The sequence below is a fragment of the Symbiobacterium thermophilum IAM 14863 genome (assembly GCF_000009905.1).
GTDB classification, from domain to species: Bacteria; Bacillota; Sulfobacillia; order Symbiobacteriales; family Symbiobacteriaceae; genus Symbiobacterium; species Symbiobacterium thermophilum.
Window position 1 is genome coordinate 375,844 of record NC_006177.1, and the last position, 18,948, is coordinate 394,791.

General features: G+C 68.6%; 18 protein-coding genes, 7 tRNA genes and 1 other RNA gene. 20 read left to right on the top strand and 6 right to left on the bottom strand.

What is annotated here, in order from left to right:
- Positions 1–82: 82 nt before the first annotated feature.
- The 16 genes from rnr to STH_RS01825 all read left to right on the top strand — a co-directional run bounded on the left by rnr (position 83) and on the right by STH_RS01825 (position 8,546).
- On the top strand, positions 83–2,539 hold the full coding sequence (gene rnr, locus STH_RS01755; RefSeq protein WP_420834788.1) for a ribonuclease R: 2,457 nt from the start codon (positions 83–85) through the stop codon (positions 2,537–2,539).
- Between the two features lie 132 nt (positions 2,540–2,671).
- Positions 2,672–3,148 (top strand): SsrA-binding protein SmpB, encoded by a 477-nt coding sequence (gene smpB / locus STH_RS01760; protein WP_011194474.1) that lies wholly within the window; start codon positions 2,672–2,674, stop codon positions 3,146–3,148.
- A gap of 44 nt (positions 3,149–3,192) precedes the next feature.
- Positions 3,193–3,571, top strand: a transfer-messenger RNA (tmRNA) gene (ssrA, locus tag STH_RS17665).
- Between the two features lie 268 nt (positions 3,572–3,839).
- On the top strand, positions 3,840–4,289 hold the full coding sequence (locus tag STH_RS01765) for a MarR family winged helix-turn-helix transcriptional regulator (RefSeq protein ID WP_011194475.1): 450 nt from the start codon (positions 3,840–3,842) through the stop codon (positions 4,287–4,289).
- Positions 4,290–4,444: 155 nt separating this feature from the next.
- Positions 4,445–5,278, top strand: coding sequence for a glutamate racemase (gene murI, locus STH_RS01770; RefSeq protein ID WP_011194476.1), 834 nt, complete (start codon positions 4,445–4,447; stop codon positions 5,276–5,278).
- 9 nt (positions 5,279–5,287) lie between these two features.
- Complete coding sequence (rph, locus tag STH_RS01775) at positions 5,288–6,109, top strand: ribonuclease PH (RefSeq protein ID WP_011194477.1); 822 nt, start codon at positions 5,288–5,290, stop codon at positions 6,107–6,109.
- Entirely contained in the window at positions 6,069–6,617 is a 549-nt protein-coding gene (gene rdgB, locus STH_RS01780; protein ID WP_338054949.1) for an RdgB/HAM1 family non-canonical purine NTP pyrophosphatase, read from the top strand. Before rph ends, rdgB begins: the two co-directional genes overlap by 41 nt.
- Position 6,618: 1 nt before the next feature.
- A complete protein-coding gene (locus STH_RS01785) occupies positions 6,619–7,113 on the top strand; it encodes a metallophosphoesterase family protein (protein WP_011194479.1) in 495 nt (164 codons plus the stop codon).
- A 61-nt stretch (positions 7,114–7,174) separates the two neighbouring features.
- Positions 7,175–7,251, top strand: a tRNA-Pro gene (locus STH_RS01790).
- A 36-nt stretch (positions 7,252–7,287) separates the two neighbouring features.
- Positions 7,288–7,361 (top strand) — tRNA-Gly (locus STH_RS01795).
- 128 nt (positions 7,362–7,489) lie between these two features.
- Positions 7,490–7,565, top strand: a tRNA-Arg gene (locus STH_RS01800).
- A 33-nt stretch (positions 7,566–7,598) separates the two neighbouring features.
- Positions 7,599–7,675 (top strand) — tRNA-His (locus tag STH_RS01805).
- 5 nt (positions 7,676–7,680) lie between these two features.
- Positions 7,681–7,756, top strand: a tRNA-Gln gene (locus STH_RS01810).
- A gap of 40 nt (positions 7,757–7,796) precedes the next feature.
- Positions 7,797–7,871: transfer RNA gene (locus tag STH_RS01815), tRNA-Lys, on the top strand.
- 295 nt (positions 7,872–8,166) lie between these two features.
- Positions 8,167–8,358, top strand: a complete 192-nt coding sequence (locus tag STH_RS19255) for a DUF378 domain-containing protein (RefSeq protein WP_043713042.1) — start codon at positions 8,167–8,169, stop codon at positions 8,356–8,358.
- A gap of 103 nt (positions 8,359–8,461) precedes the next feature.
- Positions 8,462–8,546 (top strand) — tRNA-Leu (locus tag STH_RS01825).
- A gap of 147 nt (positions 8,547–8,693) precedes the next feature.
- Here the strand turns inward: STH_RS01825 and STH_RS01830 are convergent.
- From STH_RS01830 to STH_RS01850, 5 genes are all read right to left on the bottom strand, one after another.
- Positions 8,694–9,581: a PEP phosphonomutase gene (locus STH_RS01830; protein WP_011194481.1), complete on the bottom strand. Its 888-nt coding sequence runs from the start codon at positions 9,579–9,581 to the stop codon at positions 8,694–8,696.
- Positions 9,568–10,062, bottom strand: coding sequence for a PTS sugar transporter subunit IIA (locus STH_RS01835; protein WP_011194482.1), 495 nt, complete (start codon positions 10,060–10,062; stop codon positions 9,568–9,570). The genes STH_RS01830 and STH_RS01835 overlap by 14 nt, the downstream gene beginning before the upstream one ends.
- The gene (locus STH_RS01840) at positions 10,063–10,302 is read right to left on the bottom strand and encodes a glucose PTS transporter subunit EIIB (protein ID WP_011194483.1); all 240 of its coding nucleotides are present in this window, start codon (positions 10,300–10,302) and stop codon (positions 10,063–10,065) included.
- Positions 10,303–10,340: 38 nt separating this feature from the next.
- Positions 10,341–11,465, bottom strand: a complete 1,125-nt coding sequence (locus STH_RS01845; RefSeq protein ID WP_011194484.1) for a PTS transporter subunit EIIC — start codon at positions 11,463–11,465, stop codon at positions 10,341–10,343.
- Between the two features lie 198 nt (positions 11,466–11,663).
- On the bottom strand, positions 11,664–12,515 hold the full coding sequence (locus STH_RS01850) for a BglG family transcription antiterminator (protein WP_043713049.1): 852 nt from the start codon (positions 12,513–12,515) through the stop codon (positions 11,664–11,666).
- A gap of 262 nt (positions 12,516–12,777) precedes the next feature.
- Here STH_RS01850 and hydF point away from each other — a divergent pair, with 262 nt between their 5' ends.
- From hydF to hydG, 3 genes are read left to right on the top strand one after another with little or no spacing between them, the layout of a single operon-like run.
- Entirely contained in the window at positions 12,778–14,019 is a 1,242-nt protein-coding gene (gene hydF, locus STH_RS01855; RefSeq protein WP_011194486.1) for a [FeFe] hydrogenase H-cluster maturation GTPase HydF, read from the top strand.
- Positions 14,016–15,068 carry a [FeFe] hydrogenase H-cluster radical SAM maturase HydE gene (hydE, locus tag STH_RS01860; RefSeq protein ID WP_011194487.1) on the top strand — a complete coding sequence of 351 codons (1,053 nt, stop codon included), beginning with the start codon at positions 14,016–14,018 and terminating at the stop codon, positions 15,066–15,068. The genes hydF and hydE overlap by 4 nt, the downstream gene beginning before the upstream one ends.
- A 15-nt stretch (positions 15,069–15,083) precedes the next feature.
- On the top strand, positions 15,084–16,493 hold the full coding sequence (gene hydG, locus STH_RS01865) for a [FeFe] hydrogenase H-cluster radical SAM maturase HydG (protein WP_011194488.1): 1,410 nt from the start codon (positions 15,084–15,086) through the stop codon (positions 16,491–16,493).
- A 96-nt stretch (positions 16,494–16,589) separates the two neighbouring features.
- On the opposite strand, the gene STH_RS01870 is transcribed toward hydG, so the two are convergent.
- On the bottom strand, positions 16,590–16,913 hold the full coding sequence (locus tag STH_RS01870; protein ID WP_011194489.1) for a rhodanese-like domain-containing protein: 324 nt from the start codon (positions 16,911–16,913) through the stop codon (positions 16,590–16,592).
- A 148-nt stretch (positions 16,914–17,061) separates the two neighbouring features.
- On the opposite strand from STH_RS01870, the gene STH_RS01875 reads away from it, so the two are divergent.
- Positions 17,062–18,741, top strand: coding sequence for an FAD-dependent oxidoreductase (locus STH_RS01875; RefSeq protein WP_011194490.1), 1,680 nt, complete (start codon positions 17,062–17,064; stop codon positions 18,739–18,741).
- The last annotated feature ends 207 nt before the right edge of the window (positions 18,742–18,948 follow it).

Genomic DNA, 18,948 nt, shown 5'->3' on the forward strand with positions numbered 1-18,948 from the left:
GCGGAGGCCGCAGTGTACGCAAGGTGGTAGCGCAGTGAGAGAACGAATCGCCGAATTCATCCGGGAACAGGCCTACAAGCCCATGGGCTTCGCCGAACTCGCCGAGGCCCTGGGCATTCCGGAGAAACAGCACGCACGGTTGCGCAAGGTTCTGGAGGAGATGGAGCGCGCCGGCGAGGTGGTGCGGACCCGCACCGAACGGTACGGGGCCCCCGAGCGGATGAACCTGGTCGTGGGCCGACTCCAGGGGCACCCGCGGGGCTTCGCGTTCGTCATCCCCGACCATCCCGGCTTCGAAGACGTGTTCATCGGCCGGGAGGCCCTGGGCGGCGCGTGGCACAACGACCGGGTGATCGCACGCATCCACGTGCCGAGCCGGGCGGATGGGCGGCCCGAGGGCGAGGTGATCCGCATCCTGGAGCGCGCCAACGCGCGCGTGGTGGGCACCTTCGAGACCTCCAAGCACCTGGCCTACGTCGTCCCCGACGACAAGCGGCTGCCCGAGGACATCTACATCCCCAAGGGCATGACCAACGGCGCCCGCAGCGGCGAGAAGGTGGTCGTTCAGATCGTCCGGTGGCCCGACGCCCGGCGCGGCGCGGAGGGGCGCGTGGTGGAGCGTCTGGGCATGAAGGGCGACGTCGGGGTGGACATCGTCAGCATCATCCGCAAGCACGGGCTGCCTGAGGCGTTCCCCGCCGCCGTGCTGCAGGAGGCCGAGCAGGTGCCCGAGGCGGTGACGGAAGAGGCCCTGAACGAGCCCGGGCGCCGGGATCTGCGGGACTGGACCATCGTCACCATCGACGGCGAGGACGCCAAGGATCTGGATGACGCCGTCAGCGTCGTGCGCCTGGCCCCCGACCGGTGGCAGCTCGGCGTCCACATCGCGGACGTGGCCGCTTACGTCCCCGAGGGCTCGGCGCTGGACCGGGAGGCGTACCGGCGGGGCACTTCGGTCTACTTGGCGGACCGGGTGGTGCCGATGCTGCCGCCGCGCCTGTCCAACGGCATCTGCTCCCTCAATCCCGGCGTGGACCGGCTGACGCTCTCCTGCGTCATGGAGATCGACGGCCGGGGCGAGGTCCGGTCGTACGCGATCTTCCCGTCGGTGATCCGCACCGCCGCCCGGCTGACCTACACCCGGGTCAACGCCATCCTCAACGACGAGCCGGGGGCGGCCGCGGGCCTGGAGCACCTGGTGCCCATGTGCCGGGAGATGGCCGAGCTCATGGCGGTGCTGCGGGAGCGGCGCATGCGCCGGGGCGCCCTGGACTTCGATCTGCCCGAAGCCAAGGTGAAGCTGAACGAACAGGGCTGGCCCACCGACGTCCTCCGGGTGGACCGGGGGATCGCCGAGCGGATCATCGAGGAGTTCATGCTGGTGGCGAACGAGACGGTGGCCGAACACTGCAGCACCCGTGAGCTGCCGGTGCTCTACCGCGTCCACGAGCCGCCGGCGTCCGACAAGGTGGCCGGGCTGAGCGAGTTCCTCCAGCTGTTCGGGTACAACCTCCGGATGCCCCGAGACGGTTCCGTCGCCCCCAAGGACCTGCAGAAGGTGACCCTCTGGGCCAAGGACCGCCCGGAGGAGAACCTGATCGGGTCGGTGCTGCTTCGGACGATGAAGCAGGCCCGGTACAGCGAGGAGCGACTGGGCCACTTCGGCCTGGCGGCGGAGTATTACTGTCACTTCACCTCGCCCATCCGCCGGTACCCCGACCTGGTGGTCCACCGGGTGCTGCGGGCCCACCTGCAGCACCCCAAGGCACTGCCGGCCAAGCTCAGGAGCCGGTGGGAACGCAAGATGCCCGATGCTGCCCAGCACTGCTCGGAGCGGGAGCGTGCAGCCGCCGAGGCGGAGCGGGAGACCATCGAGCTGAAGAAGGCCGAGTACATGTCGGAGCGGATCGGCGAGCGGTTCGAGGGCATCATCTCCGGCGTGACACCCTGGGGCTTCTACGTGCAGCTGCCCAACACGGTCGAGGGGCTGGTGCACGTCTCGACGCTCACGGATGATTACTATCACTTCCACCCGGAGCACTACGCCCTGATGGGCGAGCGGACCCGCAGACGGTTCCGCCTGGGCGACCGTGTGATGGTGCGGGTCAGCCGGGTCGATGTGGACAACCGGCAGGTGGACTTCCTGCTGGACGAGGAGAGCGACGTGCAGACGGTGGTTGCCGTTCCCCGCAAGGGGCGGCAGCGAGCCGCGCGCAAGGCCGCCGCGGCCGGTCGGTCCGGCGGGTCGGGCCGGTCCAAGGCGGGGGCGCGCAAGGGGCGGGGGAAGGCCAAGGGCCGGGACCGGGCGTCCGGCATCGCCGCGCATTCCGGGGGCAGCGTGACGGAACCGGTTCGGGGTGCGGACGCGGCGCCCCTGCACGCGCCGGGGCGCGAGAGCATCCGCTACGACATGTGGGGACTGCCCATCCCGGCCGGCCGGGGCAGAGAGCGGGAGGTGTCGGATCCCACGGTCAACAACCCGTTCTCCGTCACGAAGTCCCGGAGCGGCGGGCGGGCGGACGGACGGTTCTCACGTTAACCAGGGGCTTGGCGGGCGGCGGGCGGCTCGGTGCGCCCACCGCCCGCCGTCCTCGCCGGGCGGCGGCAGGTCGGTCTGCTTTACAGATTGCAGCCTTCGCGGTATAATAAATGCTCCTGGCGAGGTGAGAGCATGGCCCGAGCGAAGGCCGAGATCCAACCCGTTGCGGAGAACCGCAAGGCTCGCCACGATTACTTCGTGGAGGAGACCTACGAGGCCGGCATCGTGCTCGTGGGCTCGGAGGTCAAGTCCTGCCGCGCCGGGCGGGTGAACCTGCGCGACGCCTACGCGCAGATCAAGGACGGCGAGATCTTCCTCCTGAACTGCCACATCAGCCCGTTCGAACAGGCGAACCGGTTCAACCACGAACCGCTGCGGCCGCGCAAGTTGCTGATGCACAAGTCCGAGATCCATCGCCTGTACGGGAAGGTGCGCGAGAAGGGTTTCACTCTGGTCCCGCTGCGGCTATACTTTAATCAGAAGGGCAAGGTGAAGGTCGAACTGGCCCTGGCAAAGGGCAAGCGGGCCTATGACAAGCGCGACGACATCGCGGCGCGCGAGGCCAAACGCGAGATGGCCCGGGCCCTGCGTGGCCGGTACGACGACTGATCCTCCCCGTTGGCACGGGCTGGGGTTTCCCAGCGGAGATATACGGGGGCGAAATAGGTTCGACGGGGGAGAGTTCATCCAGGAAAGCGAGCCGAGGTGGCGGCAGGCCTCGTTAAACAGGCCGCAAGCAATTAAGTGCCAACGAAGACTTCGCTCTCGCTGCGTAAGCAGCGCGCGGCCTAAGGCCGCGATCGCTCCTCCGGACTGCGGGCACCGTGCGCCGGGGTTGTAGCGTCAACGCAACGGGCTGTTCCGTCCGGGGTCACCGCGGACCCGGGCGGCGAGGATCCTTCTGCGGTTGGTCCGGACTGCAGCCGGCCGTCAGGCGGCAGGCCGGGCGAGACGCAAACTGACGGCTGCGCTCGGAGACGTCCTGTTTGAATCTCCTTCGGACGCGGGAGGCAGAGCCCGCCGCCTCCACCAGAATCGCTACGCCCTGTGGCCATCGCCGCAGGGCGTTTGCCGCGCCATTGGGGTACGTTCGACAAGCCACTGACGCGGAATGTTCGCGTTGAGGTATTTGGATTATGCGAACCAACAGGAACCCCTAAACGTATTACAGGGTGGGGATCCATGCAGGAGATTTGGCCCAACTCAGCCAATCACCACAGTATCCTTTATTGCCCCATACCTTTCGGGGGGCAGAGGGTAGGTGGATTACACCAGGCATTTCCCGTGGGGGTGACAGGGTATGCTTGTAAAGCCGTCGGTGAGTTCGCAGGTGGCCGAGATCGACAGCCTGCTCCGTGAGGTGGGCGGCCTGCTGCGCAAGTGGGGGCGTGATATCTTGGGGGGATTCGATATCACCAACCCACAGTTTGAGGCCCTCCTCGTGCTGCGGGAGCACGGTGAGTTGACCATGGGGGAGCTCTGCGCGAAGATGTTCCTCGCCTGCAGCACGGCCACCGACCTGATCGACCGCATGGAGCGGAACCAGTTGATCGAGCGGGTGCGGGACACCGCTGACCGCCGGGTGATCCGCCTGCGTGTGCTCCCGAAGGGGAACCACCTGATCGATCAGATTCTCGAGGCCCGCCAGGCCTACCTGAGCAACGCAATGGCCGGGATGGCCGCCAGCGACAAGGCCCGCCTCATCTTGTCGCTGCAGCAGCTGACTGCTGTGCTGAGCCGCGAGGCGTAAGCCGCACAGGCCGGACGCGCAGGCGCCGCCTCCGTGAGGGTGGCGCCTGCGCCGCGTTGTTTCCGCAACTCCGTGTATCGGCGCTGCGTCCAACCCGTACGTTAGGTTAGCGAGTGTAAGATGTTCCGCAACCACCCGAAGGAGAGCACGTTTTCATGACACAGTACATCCCGGACACCCAGCGCCCCATCGGTCTGTTCGATTCCGGCGAGGGCGGCCTGACCGTGGCCCGTGCCGTGGCCGACCTTCTGCCGCAAGAAAACCTGATTTACGCGTGCGACACGGCCCACTTTCCCTATGGTCCTCGCCCGCTCGCTGAGGTGCGGGCGTTTTTCCGGCGGTTCATGGAATTCTTCGTCGAGCAGAACTGCAAACTGGTCATTGTGGCCTGCAACACGGCCACCGCCGCGGCGATCGACCTGTTGCTGGCCGATGCGTTCCCCATCCCGGCGCTGGGGGTGGTGCAGCCCGGCGCCGCGATGGCCGCGGAGGCCTCCGTCACCGGCCGCATCGGCGTGGCGGCCACCCAGGGCACCTGCGACTCAGGCATCTATCCGCAGACGATCCGGCTGTTCCGCCCCGACGCCTACGTGGTGCAGCAGGCCTGCCCGATCCTCGTCATCCGGGCGGAGGAGGGCGTGATCTCCGGGCCTGAGGTGCGCCGTGAGGTGGAGCGCTGCCTGGCGCCCATCCTCGCCGAACGCGTGGACACCCTGGTTCTGGGCTGCACGCACTTTCCGCACATGGCGAAGGTGATCCAGGACGTGGTGGGGCCGGCGGTGCGGCTGGTGGACCCAGGGAAGGCCACGGCCGTACAAGTGGCCGATCTGCTGCGCAGGCGGGGCCTCCTGAATCCCGGACCGGGGCCGGGGCAGCGGCGCGCCTTTACCACGGGCGACCCACAGCGGTTCCTGGAGGTGGCCTGCCGCCTGTGGCCCGGCGGCGTCGACGCAGCGGCGCACATCCATCTCTGGTCGCAGCAGGAGTGAAACGCCCACATGCGGCAGGACGGTAGGTTGCCTCACGAGATGCGCCCCGTGCGCATCACCCGCCACTACAACATCCACGCCGAGGGATCGGTGCTGATCGAGGTCGGCCGTACCCGCGTGATCTGCACGGCCACCTTGGAGGATCGCGTCCCGCCGTTCCTCAGGGGAAGAGGAGAAGGCTGGATCACCGCCGAATATGGCATGTTGCCCCGCGCCACGGGACAGCGCACGGCGCGCGAGGCCGCCCGGGGCCGGCAGGGCGGGCGCACGATGGAGATCCAGCGGCTGATCGGCCGAGCCCTGCGGTCGGTGATCGACCTGGCGGCCCTGGGCGAGCGAACGCTGATCATCGACTGCGACGTCATCCAGGCCGACGGTGGCACGCGCACGGCGTCCATCACCGGCGCATACGTCGCGATGGTGGATGCGCTGGCCGGCCTGCGCGCAGCCGGGCTCATCGACCGCCTCCCGGTGAAAGATTACCTGGCGGCGACGAGCGTGGGCGTGGTGGGCGGCGTGCCGGTCCTGGACCTCACCTACGAGGAGGACTCCCGGGCCGCGGTGGACCTGAACCTGGTGATGACCGGGTCGGGCGAGGTCGTCGAGATTCAGGGGACGGGCGAGGAACGGCCCTTTACCCGGCGGGAGCTGGAGGAACTGCTGGCCCTGGCGGAGAGCGGCGTGCGCCGGCTGGTGGCCCTCCAGCGGGAGCAGCTCGGCCCCCTGGGCGTGGAGGTTGGAGCCGTTGTCACAGAAGCGTCTGGTATTGGCCACCAAGAACCAGGGGAAGGTGCGGGAGTTTCGCTCGCTCCTGGCGGGGGCGGGCTTTGAGATCGTCGGGCTGGATCCGGATGCACCGGAGGTCAGCGAGACGGGGGATACCTTTGAGGAGAACGCCCTGATCAAGGCGCGGGCGGCGTCCGCCTTGACGGGGCTTCCCGCCCTCGCGGAGGACTCGGGCATCGTGGTGGACGCCCTGGGCGGCGAGCCCGGGGTGCACTCCGCCCGCTGGGTGCCCGGAAGCGACGAGGACCGGGTGCGCGCTCTGCTGGCACGGATGGCGGAGGTGCCCGCGGAACGGCGGACCGCCCGCTACGTGTCGGTGATCGCGGTGGTACTGCCGTCGGGGAGGGAGGAGCTCTTCCGGGGCGAGCTGGAAGGCCGGTTGGCCGAGGCGCCCCGGGGCACCGGCGGATTCGGTTACGATCCGATCTTTGTGGTGGCGGACGGGAGGACCGTCGCGGAGATGGCCCTGGAGGAGAAGAACGGGATCAGCCACCGTTCCCGGGCGCTGGCCCGCTGCCTGGAGCGGCTGCCCGCCCTGCTGGAGGAGGGTTAGCATGCTGCGGGTCGGCGTCGTGAGCGACAGCCACCGGCGTTTCGGCAAGGTGGCGTCCATGCGGGCACAGTGCGGACGGCTCGACTGGCTCCTCCACGCGGGCGATCACCTGACCGACGCGCCGCGCATCGCCGAGGCGGTGGGGGTTGAACCCGACCGGGTGCGGGCGGTGGCCGGCAACTGCGACTTCCCCGAGACCGAGCCGGCGGAACTGCTGCTGGAACTGGCCGGCGTCAGGATTCTGCTGGTCCACGGCCACCAGCACGGCGTGAAGACCGGGCCGCAGCGGCTGCTGTACCGGGCACAGGAGGTGGGCGCCAGGGTGGCGGTCTTCGGCCATTCGCACATACCCTTCCTGGAGGACGTGGGCGGCGTGCTGCTGCTGAACCCGGGCTCGCTCAGCATGCCCCGGCGGCCGCAGGATCCGCCGTCGTGTGCCGTGCTCGAGTTGGTCGACGGCGCGGTGCGGGCCTATCATGTTTTCCTGGGGGTGTAGGCAGCATTTAGGTTTTGACAGCAGGGGCTGCAATGCGCTATACTCTCTTGTGCGGATACGCCGGGGTGTGGCGCAGTCTGGTAGCGCGCCTGCTTTGGGAGCAGGATGTCGCAGGTTCAAATCCTGTCACCCCGACCAGCGCAGCCACTGCAGCGTCGGGCCGACACACCACATGCGGGTGTAGCTTAGTGGTAAAGCTCCAGCCTTCCAAGCTGGCGACGAGGGTTCGATTCCCTTCACCCGCTCCAAACCGAGTCCATCACGGGGGCGAACGAACTTCGTCCTCTTTTGTCTAGATGGTGTCGGCCCGGCGCTGTCGGCACGGGCGCTTTGTGCTGGGGTTACCTCCTGTGCTAAACTATCCCGTGCTGTACAGGCGCCTGTAGCTCAGTGGACAGAGCAACCGCCTTCTAAGCGGTTGGCCGCAGGTTCGAATCCTGCCAGGCGCACCAAGTTCGCTTTTTCCGTTCATCGACGTTCATACGCTGACCGTAGCTCAGCTGGTTAGAGCGCCAGATTGTGGCTCTGGAGGTCGCCGGTTCGATTCCGGTCGGTCAGCCCACACCTTGGGGCGTAGCCAAGCTGGTAAGGCACGGGACTTTGACTCCCGCATGCGTAGGTTCGAATCCTGCCGCCCCAGCCAGCGGCCAGACCTCCGCCCTCGGCGGGGGTCGAGGCCTGACGGGCCATTAGCTCAGTGGCAGAGCATCCGCCTTTTAAGCGGGGTGTCGTTGGTTCGAATCCAACATGGCCCACCAAGTGCGCAGCTCCCTCCGCCGGTACGCGGAGGGAGCTGTTGCGGTTGCGGGACCGTCGGATCTTCGGGTGCAACAGAGCGGGACCCCCTGGTAGCGCCGGTCAGTTGGCTTTGCAGCCTGTGCGACCTGTGCCTGTCGGGGGTCCCGCTATAGGTTTATGCAGCAGGCGCCGGGAGGTGACCTCCCGAAGGCATTCCAGATTCTGCCGCAGGTTCTCGGCCCAACGGGCAGGCCGCCGTGCATAGGCGCGGCGCCGCCTGTACACCCTACTCCCCAGAAAGGGAGCGGTGTGAGAGTGTTCATTGCAAGACTGCTCGTGATCATCGGCGCCCTCAATTGGGGGCTGATCGGGCTCTTCGGGTTCGACCTGGTGGCCTTCCTGTTTGGCGGCCAGATGTCGCTGATCTCCCGCCTCGTCTACACGCTCGTGGGCGTGGCCGGCGTGTTCGTGATCGGCGACCTGGTGGGAAACCGGCAACGAACCTGAGTCTCGCGACACGGCACACCTTCGGCTTAGCCGGGGGTGTGCCTGTATGTGGCCCTTTACACGGGCGCGAGCGCTGCGGTAACATATCATCTGCACACCACGCGCGAGAGTGGCGGAACTGGCAGACGCGCGAGACTTAGGATCTCGTGCCGCAAGGCGTAGGGGTTCAAGTCCCCTCTCTCGCACCACCAGGACGGTTTACAGGCTACAGGGAGGACCCTGTAGCCTTCTCGTATGGTGTCAGGGCGGGGGCGGCTCAGGCGAAAATCTGACACAAGCGGAGCCGACCTCACCCGGGGTCGGCTCCGCTTGACGGCTTTCCCCCGCCGGTGCGGCTACCGTCTGGCGGACAGCGCCATGCGCCGGTAGGTGTGTCGCCGGCCCTTTACGGCCAGGCAGTAGGCCAGGATGTTCTCGGGCACCGCCACGCCGTGGTAGCCGGCGTCGCCCAGGTGGTGCAGGTCGACCCCGGCCATCTTGGCGCTGAGGGCAATCTGACGGATCGTGGCCTCGTCCGCACCCTCCTGGGAGGTGCCGATGGCCGCCATCGCCAGCGCGCCCTTCCGGTGGGCCGCCTGCACGCAGGCACGCACCTCCTCCACCGTGGTGCCCGGCACCGTGCCCGGAGCCGGCAGCAGCACCACGTCGGCGCCGGCGTCCACGAACGCCTCGGTCTCCTCCGGCGTGATCAGGCCGCGGCCGGGCGAGAGGCCGGAGCCGGCTGCGTGCATGCGGCCGGCGACCAGGACAGTCCGGTCGCCCACGGCCTCCCGGATGTGCCGCAGGCTCTCCAGGATGCCCGCGTTGGTCACGAGGGTGTGGGGGTTGCCCGTCAGGCAGATGAAGTCTGCGCCCTGCTCCACCGCGCGGCGCGCGTTCTCCGGCGTGGCCCGTCGGCCCGGAGGAACCCGGTCGCTGGGCTCCAGGTTCACCCCCACCGGCCGGCCGACCAGCTCTTTCAGGTCCTGGCAGGTCTGCCCCTTCCCGGGTTCCCCGGGCAGCCCCAGGATCGCGGGGTCGACGCAGTCGTAGCAGTTGAGCAGCAAGATGTCCGCGCCGAAGGCCGCCGCGAGCTCCGCGTTGCTGACGCCGTCGATGAGCGGCGGCGCCACGACGATGGTCTCGGCCACGACGAGCCGCCCCTCGGAGAGCCGGATGCCCTGCAGCAGGTTGGCGCGCGTGAGCTGGATGAGGCCGGAGGGGGGCATGTCAAGCAGTCGCATCGCCTTTCCTCCCTTCCAGGAGCCGGCAGACGACGTCCCGGCCGGCCACGACGGGGCCGCTAGCCAGCACCTCGACCGCCACATCGGCCCGGGCACCGGCGCCGGCGCTTAGCACCACCAGCGGGCTGAGCGGCGACCGGGACTGAGCCCGGAGCCCTTCCAGGTCCATGTAGATCAGCGGCTGGCCCGTCTCCACCCGGTCGCCCAGGGCGACGACCGGGCGGAAGACGCCCTTCGCCCGGCTGCTGTCCAGGCCGAGGTGCAGCAGGATCTCGACGCCGGAGTCCATCCGCAGGGCCAGCGCGTGGCCGGTGGGGAAGAGGGCTACCACCTCGCCCGCGGCGGGCGCGACCACCAGGTCTCCGCTGGGGTCGATGGCCACGCCGTCGCCCAGCATGCGGCCGGCGAACACGGGGTCGGGAACGTCGTCCAGGGGCACCGTGCGACCGGTGATGGGGGCCAGCAGGGTGACCACGGTCATCTAGATCATGTCCTTCATGATCTGCTCGATGCGCTCGGCGGACGTGCCCAGAATCACCTGCACGACCTGGCCGACCTTCATGACGCCCACCGCTCCGGCCGCCTTCAGCCGCTTCTCATCCACCGCACCGGGGTTGTTCACCACCAGGCGCAGGCGGGTGATGCACGACTCCAGTTCAGTGACATTCTCCTTGCCGCCCAGTGCGGCCAGGATCTCCTGTGCCCTCGTCCGATCGTCCAAGCCCATCACTCCTCGCTTTCGCTTCCCGAGGTATTCAATTAGACACCGGGAACATGGCTCTCCTCCGGCTCGCGGCCGGGCGTCGGAATGTTGAACCGTACGATGACCCAGCGGAAGACGACGTAGTAGACGACGCCGTACACCAGGCCGATGGGGATCAGGAGCCACGCGTTATCCGAAGCGATGCCGTAGTTCAGCACAAAATCGATCAGTCCGGCCGAGAAGGTGAAGCCGTGGTGGATGTCCAGCAGCTGGGCAATCGCCATGGAGGTGCCGGCCAACACGGCGTGGATGGCGTAGAGCAGCGGCGCGACGAACATGAAGGCGAACTCGATCGGCTCCGTGATGCCGGTCAGGAATGAGGTGAAGGCCGCCGAGAGCATGATGCCGCCCACCCGCTTGCGGTTCTCGGGCCGGGCCGCGTGGGTCATGGCGAAGGCGGCGCCGATCAGGCCGAACATCATGATCGGGAACCAGCCGGCCATGAAGAAGCCCGCGCTCGGGTCGCCGGCGAAGAAGCGCCACAGGTCCCCGGTGGCCACGGTGCCGTCCGGCTTCTGGAACTCGCCGAACATGAACCAGACGATGCTGTTGATGACGTGGTGCAGGCCGAGAGGGATGAGGAGGCGGTTCAGCAGGCCGAAGACGCCGACGCCGATCGCACCGGCGGCGGTCATCCAGTTGCCCACCGCCCCGATGCCGTGCTGGATGGGCGGCCAGATGAAGCCGAAGATCAGGCCGAGCACGGTGGCCGCGCCGGCGGTGACGATGGGCACAAAGCGCCGGCCGCCGAAGAAGCCCAGGTAGTCGGGCAGCTTGGTGTCCTTGAAGCGCCCGTACATGTTGGCCGCCAGGATGCCGGCGATGAGACCTGCCAGGACGCCCATGTTGATCTCGGCGTTGATGGTGACGGCGACGTTGGTCATGACGAAGTAGGCCACGACGCCGGAGAGGCCGGCCACGCCGGAGTCCTTGGCCAGGCTGACCGAGAGGCCGACGGCGAAGAGCAGGGGCAGGTTGCTGAAGACCGCGTCGCCGGCGTTGGCCATCCACGGCCAGTCCAGCACGTCCGGCTGTCCGAGCCGCAGGAGCAGCCCGGCCGCCGGAAGGACCGCCACAGGCATCATGAGACCCTTACCAACTTTCTGCAGCTGCGCGAGCATGCCTCAGACCTCCTTCTCACGGGATGATGGACCGACCCGGACCGGCAGCGGCGCGGCTCTGCCTTCCCTCCTTCCCACCGCGGCGTGCGCCAAACGGAAAGCCAGCCAGGGAGCCCCCAGCCACCCATGCCGGTGCCGGGACTCCTCTGGCTGGCTCATGCCCGCGTCAGCGCTGCGGTTACACGCCAGCTCCGAGCCTCACTGGGTCAGGTTTTTCAGCCGAAGGAGATGGAGCGCCAGATATCCGACCTCGTCATCGCTCACCGGCCGCTCCAGCCGTTGGGCCATGTAGTCGCCCAGGCGGCGGGCGCGGGCGAACTCCTCGGGGTACTCGCTGCGAATGCGGTCCAGAACCGGGTTCGTTTCGGCCTTGCCCGAGACAATCAAATCAATCGCCAGCCGCAGGTGCAGGAGCACGCGGGAGAGACGCGGGTCGTCGTCGGACCAGGAGATGCCTGCCTCGGCCGCCAGGAAGGCCGCCGACTCGCGGATCAGGGCCTGGTGGCGGGCCATCACCTTGGGGGACTCTCTGCGCCACGCCCCCAGCAGGTGCAGTGCCAGGATACCCTGCTCCTCTTCCGGAAGGGTCACGCCCAGCCGGGACGCGATCATCTCCACCGCCTGACCGGCCAGCGCGTACTCCTCCGGGTAGAGCAACTGAATCTGCGCCAGAAACGGGTTGGGGATCGGCATCCCCTTTCGGACCCGGTCGACGGTCGCCGCCAGGTGCTCTGCCAGCGTGAGGTGTGCCTCCTCGCCCAGGGGGCCGAATCGGGCAGCGGCCAGGTTGAGGATCTCCTCGGCCACGCCAATGACGTCCCCGGAAAGAGTCTCCGTCAGCCGCAGGAACCGCTTGCGGTTCCGGCTCTCGTCCAGCCGGAAGACTTTCTCGATGCGGGGATCGTCGGGACGGATAGGGCCCGAGACCCGGAACCCCAGCCCCCGCCCCACCACCACAACCTCCTGGCCACACGCTGGATCGTAGGCGAGCAGGACGTTGTTGTTCAGGGCCTTGAGGGGGCGCAAGGAGAGGTCCCTGTTCGTGCTCATGTTTGCTATATTCCTCCCCGTCTGAAAAATTCCTGCCTCGGGCCCGCTCCAACGCAGAGCGATCCTGACGCGGGCGGCGGCCCTCCATTGCACGTCGGATCCGGCGTCGGCACCGGGCATCGGGGAATGACCCTAGATACGGTTACGCCTTAGGCACAAGGGGCCTATCCCGACGGATCGGATTTGGCCAAATCGAGATGACACGTGCGCCCAGTGGACGGGGAGGCGGTACAATAACGGTGAATGTGAAAGGGTGAACAAAATGGCAGCGGAACGAACGCCCACCGGTCAGAGACTCCACATCGCCTTCTTCGGCCGGCGCAATGCGGGCAAGTCCAGTCTCATCAACGCCCTGAGCCGGCAGGCGGTCTCGCTGGTTTCCCCGGTGCCCGGCACGACCACCGACCCGGTGCGGCGGCCGATGGAGTTGCACCCCCTGGGTCCGGTGGTCCTGATCGATACGGCCGGAATCGATGACGAGGGGGACCTGGGCCGCCTGCGGGTGGAGCGCAGCTTCCAGGTGCTCGATCAGACCGATCTGGCCGTCCTGGCCGTGCCTGCCGGCGAGGAGCCGGGCGAGGCGGAGGAGCGGCTGGTGGCGGAGTTGAAGCGGCGCGGCACGCCCGCGGTCGGCGCGGTGACCAAAGCGGACCTGGACCCCGCCGGCGCCCGCCGGCAGGCCGCCCGGCTGGAGGAACGGTTCGGCTTTTCGTTCTGCGCCTGCAGCTGCATCGGCCAGCCCGGGGTGGCGGCGCTCCGGCAGCGGATCATCGCCGCCGCCCCCGTGGACCCCACCGAGGTGCCGCTCCTGGCCGACCTGGTCCGCCCCGGCGACCTGATCGTCCTGGTGGTGCCCCTCGACTCAGGGGCGCCCAAGGGGAGGCTCATCCTCCCGCAGGTCCAGGCGATCCGGGAGGTGCTGGACGCCGGGGGCATCGCGGTGACGGTCCGGGATCGGGAGCTGCCTGACGCCCTGAAGTCCCTGGGACGGCGGCCGGCCCTCGTGGTCACCGACAGCCAGGTGTTCGGGACGGTCAATCGGGCGGTCCCGCCTGAGATCCCGCTCACCTCGTTCTCGATCCTGATGGCCCGGCACAAGGGCGACCTCGCCGAGCTGGTGCGGGGCGCGCAGGCGATCGACAGGCTCCGCCCGGGGGACCGGGTGCTCATCGCCGAGACCTGCACCCACCACCAGCAGAAGGACGACATCGGGACGGTCAAGATCCCGCGCTGGCTGCGGGAGCGGGTGGGCGGCGAGCTGCAGTTTGAGTGGGCGCACGGCGGCGAGATGCCTGAGGACCTGTCGCCGTACCGGCTGATCGTCCACTGCGGCGGCTGCATGGTCAACCGCAGGCTGATGCTGAGCCGGATCCGCAGGGCCCAGGCGGCCGGCGTCCCGATCGTCAACTACGGCGTCTGCATCGCCCATCTGAACGGAATCCTGCCCCGGGTCCTGACGCCGTTTCGGGAGCAGGGCGGGATGTCGGGGGGGAATGGTGGATGATCCGGCAGGAAGTGCTGGCGCTGATCGCCCGCGCCGAGGCCGGCGCGGACCTGAGCCGTGACGAGCTCACCTGTCTGCTGAGCCTGGGGGGCGAGGAGCAGAAGGCGCTTTTCGCCGCGGCGGACCGGGTGCGCGCCCGGGTGATGGGCGACGGGGTCCACCTGCGCGGCCTGATCGAGTTCTCCAACATCTGCCGCATGGACTGCTGCTACTGCGGCATCCGCCGCTCCAACCGGCACGTCCGCCGCTACCGCATGACCCCGGAGGAGATCGTGGCCGCTGCACAAGGCGCGTGGCGGCTGGGGTACGGCAGCGTGGTGCTCCAGTCCGGCGAAGGCGACGCCCTCGATCCCGAGGAGCTGGCCGGCGTGGTGCGGCAGATCAAGGCGACCACCCCGCTGGCGGTGACCCTGAGCGTGGGGGAGCGGACCCGGGAGGAGTACGCGCTCTGGCGGGAAGCGGGCGCCGACCGCTTCCTGCTCCGGCACGAGACCGCCGACCCGGAGCTGTTCGCCCGGCTGCGGCCCGGCCGCCGCCTGGAGCAGCGCATCCAGTGCCTGCTGTGGCTGCGGGAACTGGGCTACCAGGTGGGCAGCGGCTTCATGGTCGGGCTGCCCGGCCAGACCGTGGGGACCCTCGCCGACGACATCCTGCTCCTGAAGAGGCTCAACGTGGAAATGGCGGGCATCGGGCCGTTCATCCCGGCCCCGCACACGCCCCTGGCGGACGCCGCCCCGGGCACCGTGGAGCAGACCCTGAACGCGGTCGCCTGCGTCCGGCTCTCCATCCAGGACGCGCACGTGCCCGCCACCACCGCCCTGGGATCGATTCACCCCCGGGGGCGGCAGCTCGCCCTGGCGTGCGGGGCCAACGTGATCATGCCCAACGTCACCCCCGGGAAGTACCGGGAGCACTACCAGCTCTACCCCAACAAGATCTGCCTGCGGGAGGAGCCGGAGCAGTGCGAACCCTGCGTCGCCGCCCTGATCGTGGGCGAAGGTCGCTTTGTGGCCACCGGACCGGGGCACTCTCCCCGGTGGACCGCCTGAAAGGAGGCGTCATCCATGCCTGTTGCCGCGGAGAAGGCGAGTTTCATCGACGATGCGCTCCTCGACTGCCTGCTGGGCCAGGCCTCCGCGCCCAGTGCCGCCCGCCTGGGGCAGATCCTGGACAAGGCGGCCCTCGCCGGGGGGCTCGACCTGGAGGAGGTCGCCGACCTGCTGATGGTGGAGGATCCTGACCACCTGGAGGCGTTGTTCCGCACCGCCTTCGAGATCAAGCAGAAAATCTACGGCAACCGCATCGTGCTGTTCGCGCCCCTCTACGTCAGCAACCTGTGTGTGAACAACTGCCGGTACTGCGGGTTCCGCCGGTCCAACGACCAGGAGGTGCGCCGCCGGCTCACCCAGGAGGAGGTGGCGGCGGAGGTGCGGGCCCTGATCCGCATGGGCCACAAGCGGGTGCTGCTGGAGGCCGGCGAGGATCCCGTCCACTGCGACATCGACTACATCGTCGACTGCATCCGGACGATCTACGGGGTCCGGGAGGGCAAGGGCAACATCCGGCGGATCAACGTCAACATCGCCGCCACCACCACCGAGGAGTACCGGAAGCTGAAGGAGGCCCAGATCGGGACCTACCAGCTGTTCCAGGAGACCTACCACCGGCCGACCTACGCCCTGATGCACCCCTCGGGCCCGAAGCACAACTACGACTGGCACACCACCGCTCACGACCGGGCGATGGAGGCCGGCATCGACGACGTCGGCGTGGGCGTGCTGTTCGGCCTGTACGATTACCGCTACGAGGTCCTGGCGATGCTGCTGCACGTCCGGCACCTGGAGGAGGCGTTCGGCGTGGGGCCGCACACCATCTCGGTGCCCCGGCTCCAGCCTGCGCCGGGGGTCGACCTCCACACCTTCCCCCACCTGGTCACGGACGACCAGTTCAAGAAGCTGGTCGCGATCCTCCGGCTGGCGGTGCCCTACACCGGCATGATCATCTCCACCCGGGAGACGCCCGAGATGCGGGCGCAGGTGCTGCGGCTGGGCGTGTCCCAGATCAGCGCCGGCTCCAGCGTGGGCATCGGCGGGTACAGCCAGATGACCGAGGAGCAGCGGGCGGCGACGGCGCAGTTCGTCCAGGGCGATCACCGCTCCCCGGATGAGGTCATCCGCTGGCTCTGCGAGGAAGGCTACCTGCCCAGCTACTGCACCGCCTGCTACCGGCAGGGGCGGACCGGCGACCGGTTCATGGCCCTGGCGAAGACCGGCCAGATCCAGAACCTCTGCCAGCCCAACGCCATCCTGACCTTCGAGGAGTACCTGGAGGACTACGCCTCCGAAGCGACCCGGGAGGTCGGCCGGCGCACGGAGGCGGCGAACCTGGCCCAGATCCCCAGCGAGAAGGTGCGCGCCGAGACCGAGCGGCGGCTTGTGCGCATCCGGGCCGGTGAGCGGGACCTGTACTTCTAGCCGGATCGCCCCACCGGGGCGGAGCATCCAGACGGACAGAAAGACCACCGCGGCCCGCGCGGTGGTCTTCCGCGTCGGTGGGGACGGCCGGCGGCGTCAGCGGGCCACTTCGCCCCGCCAGGTCACCATGCCCCCCGCCACGTTCTTCACGTTGGTGAACCCCAGCCGCTTCAGGAACTGGTACGCGACGGCGGAGCGGCTGGCGGTCCTGCAGATGAGCAGGATCTCCTCGTTCCTGTCCAGCTCCCGCGCCCAGGTGCGGATCTGCCCGAGGGGCTTCAGGACTGCGCCGGGCACGTGGCCTTCGGCGTACTCCCACGGCTCACGCACGTCGATGATCTTGGGGCGCTCGCCGCGCTCCAGACGGGCCTGCAGTTCGGCCGTGGTGATCGATTCGATGCGGGGACCAAAACCGAACACGACCATCGCCCTTTCGTGTAGATTTCGGGGACACACCTCAACGCTGTCATCATACCCCTACCAGTAACGGTAGCGCAAGAGGGGTTGAAATACCGTAGGGGGTATGGTGTATCATGGGACCTGAGCGACCGATCAGGGAGGCGAAAGGATGGCGCAGCGCAAGATTGTGATCGTCGGCGGCGTGGCCGGCGGAGCGACGGCGGCGGCCCGCGCCCGCCGCACCGACGAGCACGCCGAGATCGTCCTGTTCGAAAAGGGCCCCTACATCTCGTTTGCCAACTGCGGGCTGCCCTACTACGTCGGCAAGGAGATCGGCGACCGCTCGGCCCTGCTCCTGCAGACCCCCGAGAGCTTCCGCGCCCGGTTCGAGGTGGACGTCCGGGTGCTGCACGAAGTCGTCGCCATCGACCGGGCAGCCAAGCGTGTGACCGTGCGGAACCTGGAGACCGGTGAGGTGTACCACGAGTCCTACACTGCGTTGGTCCTCGCGCCGGGGTCGGTGCCCATCCGTCCGCCGCTGCCGGGCATTGGCCTGCCCAACGTCTTTACGGTCCGCACGGTCCCCGACGCCGTCGCGATCCGGGAGTTGGTGGAGCGGGAGAGCCCGGCCCGGGCCGTGGTTGTGGGGGCGGGCTTCATCGGGCTGGAGATGGTGGAGAACCTGGCGGGTCTCGGCCTCGCGGTGACGCTGGTGGAGAAGGCGGACCAGGTGCTGCCGCCGCTGGACCCCGAGATGGCGGCCTTCGTGCAGTCGCACCTGGAGCAGATGGGCGTGGAGGTCATCACAGGCGACGGCATCGCGGCCTTCACCGGCAACGACCGGGCGACGGCGGCCCGCCTGGAGAGCGGTCGTGAGGTGGAGGGCGACCTGTTCATCCTGGGGCTGGGGGTCCGGCCGGACACGCGCCTTGCGCGGGAGGCGGGCCTCGCGATCGGGCCGACGGGCGGCATTCAGGTCAACGAGCGGATGCAGACCAACGATCCGGCCATCTACGCCGCGGGCGACGCAGTGGAGACGATCCACCTGGTCACCGGCCGGCCCGCGCTGATTCCGCTGGCCGGTCCGGCCAACAAGCAGGGGCGGGTGGCCGGCGCCAACGCCGCGGGCGACTCGCTCACCTTCCCCGGCGCCATCGGCACCGCCATCGTGCGGGTGGGAAGCCTGGTGGCCGCGGTCACCGGCCTCTCCGAGAAGGCAGCCCGGCGGGAGGGGCTGAAGGTCTACACCAGCTACACGCTTTCCGGCGATCACGCCGACTATTATCCCGGGATGCAGGAGCTCATGACCAAGCTGGTCGTCGAGTCGGACACCGGCCGGCTGCTGGGGGCCCAGGTCATCGGCGCAAACGGCGTCGACAAGCGGACGGACGTCTACGCCACGGCCATCCTGGGCCGGATGACGGTGGACCAACTGGCCAACCTGGACCTGGCCTACGCGCCGCCCTTCGGGGCAGCCAAGGACGCCGCGGTCGTGGCCGGCATGGTGGCGCAGAACATCCGGCGGGCCGCGCTTCGGGTGATCACCCCTGAAGAGCTGCTGGGGCGGATGGAGGCCGGCGAGGAGCTTCAGGTGGTCGACGTGCGGAACCCGTACGAGTACGACATGGGCGCGGTGCCCGGTGCCGTCAACATCCCGGTGGACGAGCTGCGCAGCCGCCTCGGCGAGCTGGATCCGTCCCGGGAGACGGTGGTGTACGACCGCACCGGCGCGATGGCCTACGTGGCCGCCCGGATCCTCGCACAGCGAGGCTACAGCGTTTCCAGCCTCGCTGGTGGATATGCCCTCTTCCCGGCTGCCGAGGCGGTGCGAGCGCAGCGCACGCTCTAGGGCCAGGACGAACCGGCCCCCCGGGCAGGGGCCGGTTCGTTTTTCCATGGGCCGGCGGCGGGTTCCGGAGCGGGGGCCGGTGCCCGGTGGGCAGCTCTGATACCAAAGGACTATTTCCGGGGCTCGGTCGCCGTATGGAGTGGTGGGCGGCCGCGGTCCAAAAGCGTCGCAGCACCGAACCTCGGCGCATGTGCGAGACGTCTTATA

Excerpts from the sequence above, each read along its gene's own strand:
- rnr (WP_420834788.1), top strand. The coding sequence starts at position 83 with ATGGGCTTCGCCGAACTCGCCGAGGCCCTGGGCATTCCGGAGAAACAG.
- hydF (WP_011194486.1), top strand. The coding sequence starts at position 12,778 with ATGGCAGCGGAACGAACGCCCACCGGTCAGAGACTCCACATCGCCTTC.
- STH_RS01785 (WP_011194479.1), top strand. The coding sequence starts at position 6,619 with ATGCTGCGGGTCGGCGTCGTGAGCGACAGCCACCGGCGTTTCGGCAAG.
- STH_RS01845 (WP_011194484.1), bottom strand. The coding sequence starts at position 11,465 with ATGCTCGCGCAGCTGCAGAAAGTTGGTAAGGGTCTCATGATGCCTGTG.
- murI (WP_011194476.1), top strand. The coding sequence starts at position 4,445 with ATGACACAGTACATCCCGGACACCCAGCGCCCCATCGGTCTGTTCGAT.
- STH_RS01850 (WP_043713049.1), bottom strand. The coding sequence starts at position 12,515 with ATGAGCACGAACAGGGACCTCTCCTTGCGCCCCCTCAAGGCCCTGAAC.
- STH_RS01875 (WP_011194490.1), top strand. The coding sequence starts at position 17,062 with ATGGCGCAGCGCAAGATTGTGATCGTCGGCGGCGTGGCCGGCGGAGCG.
- smpB (WP_011194474.1), top strand. The coding sequence starts at position 2,672 with ATGGCCCGAGCGAAGGCCGAGATCCAACCCGTTGCGGAGAACCGCAAG.
- rph (WP_011194477.1), top strand. The coding sequence starts at position 5,288 with ATGCGGCAGGACGGTAGGTTGCCTCACGAGATGCGCCCCGTGCGCATC.
- hydG (WP_011194488.1), top strand. The coding sequence starts at position 15,084 with ATGCCTGTTGCCGCGGAGAAGGCGAGTTTCATCGACGATGCGCTCCTC.
- STH_RS01765 (WP_011194475.1), top strand. The coding sequence starts at position 3,840 with ATGCTTGTAAAGCCGTCGGTGAGTTCGCAGGTGGCCGAGATCGACAGC.
- hydE (WP_011194487.1), top strand. The coding sequence starts at position 14,016 with ATGATCCGGCAGGAAGTGCTGGCGCTGATCGCCCGCGCCGAGGCCGGC.
- STH_RS01830 (WP_011194481.1), bottom strand. The coding sequence starts at position 9,581 with ATGCGACTGCTTGACATGCCCCCCTCCGGCCTCATCCAGCTCACGCGC.
- STH_RS01835 (WP_011194482.1), bottom strand. The coding sequence starts at position 10,062 with ATGACCGTGGTCACCCTGCTGGCCCCCATCACCGGTCGCACGGTGCCC.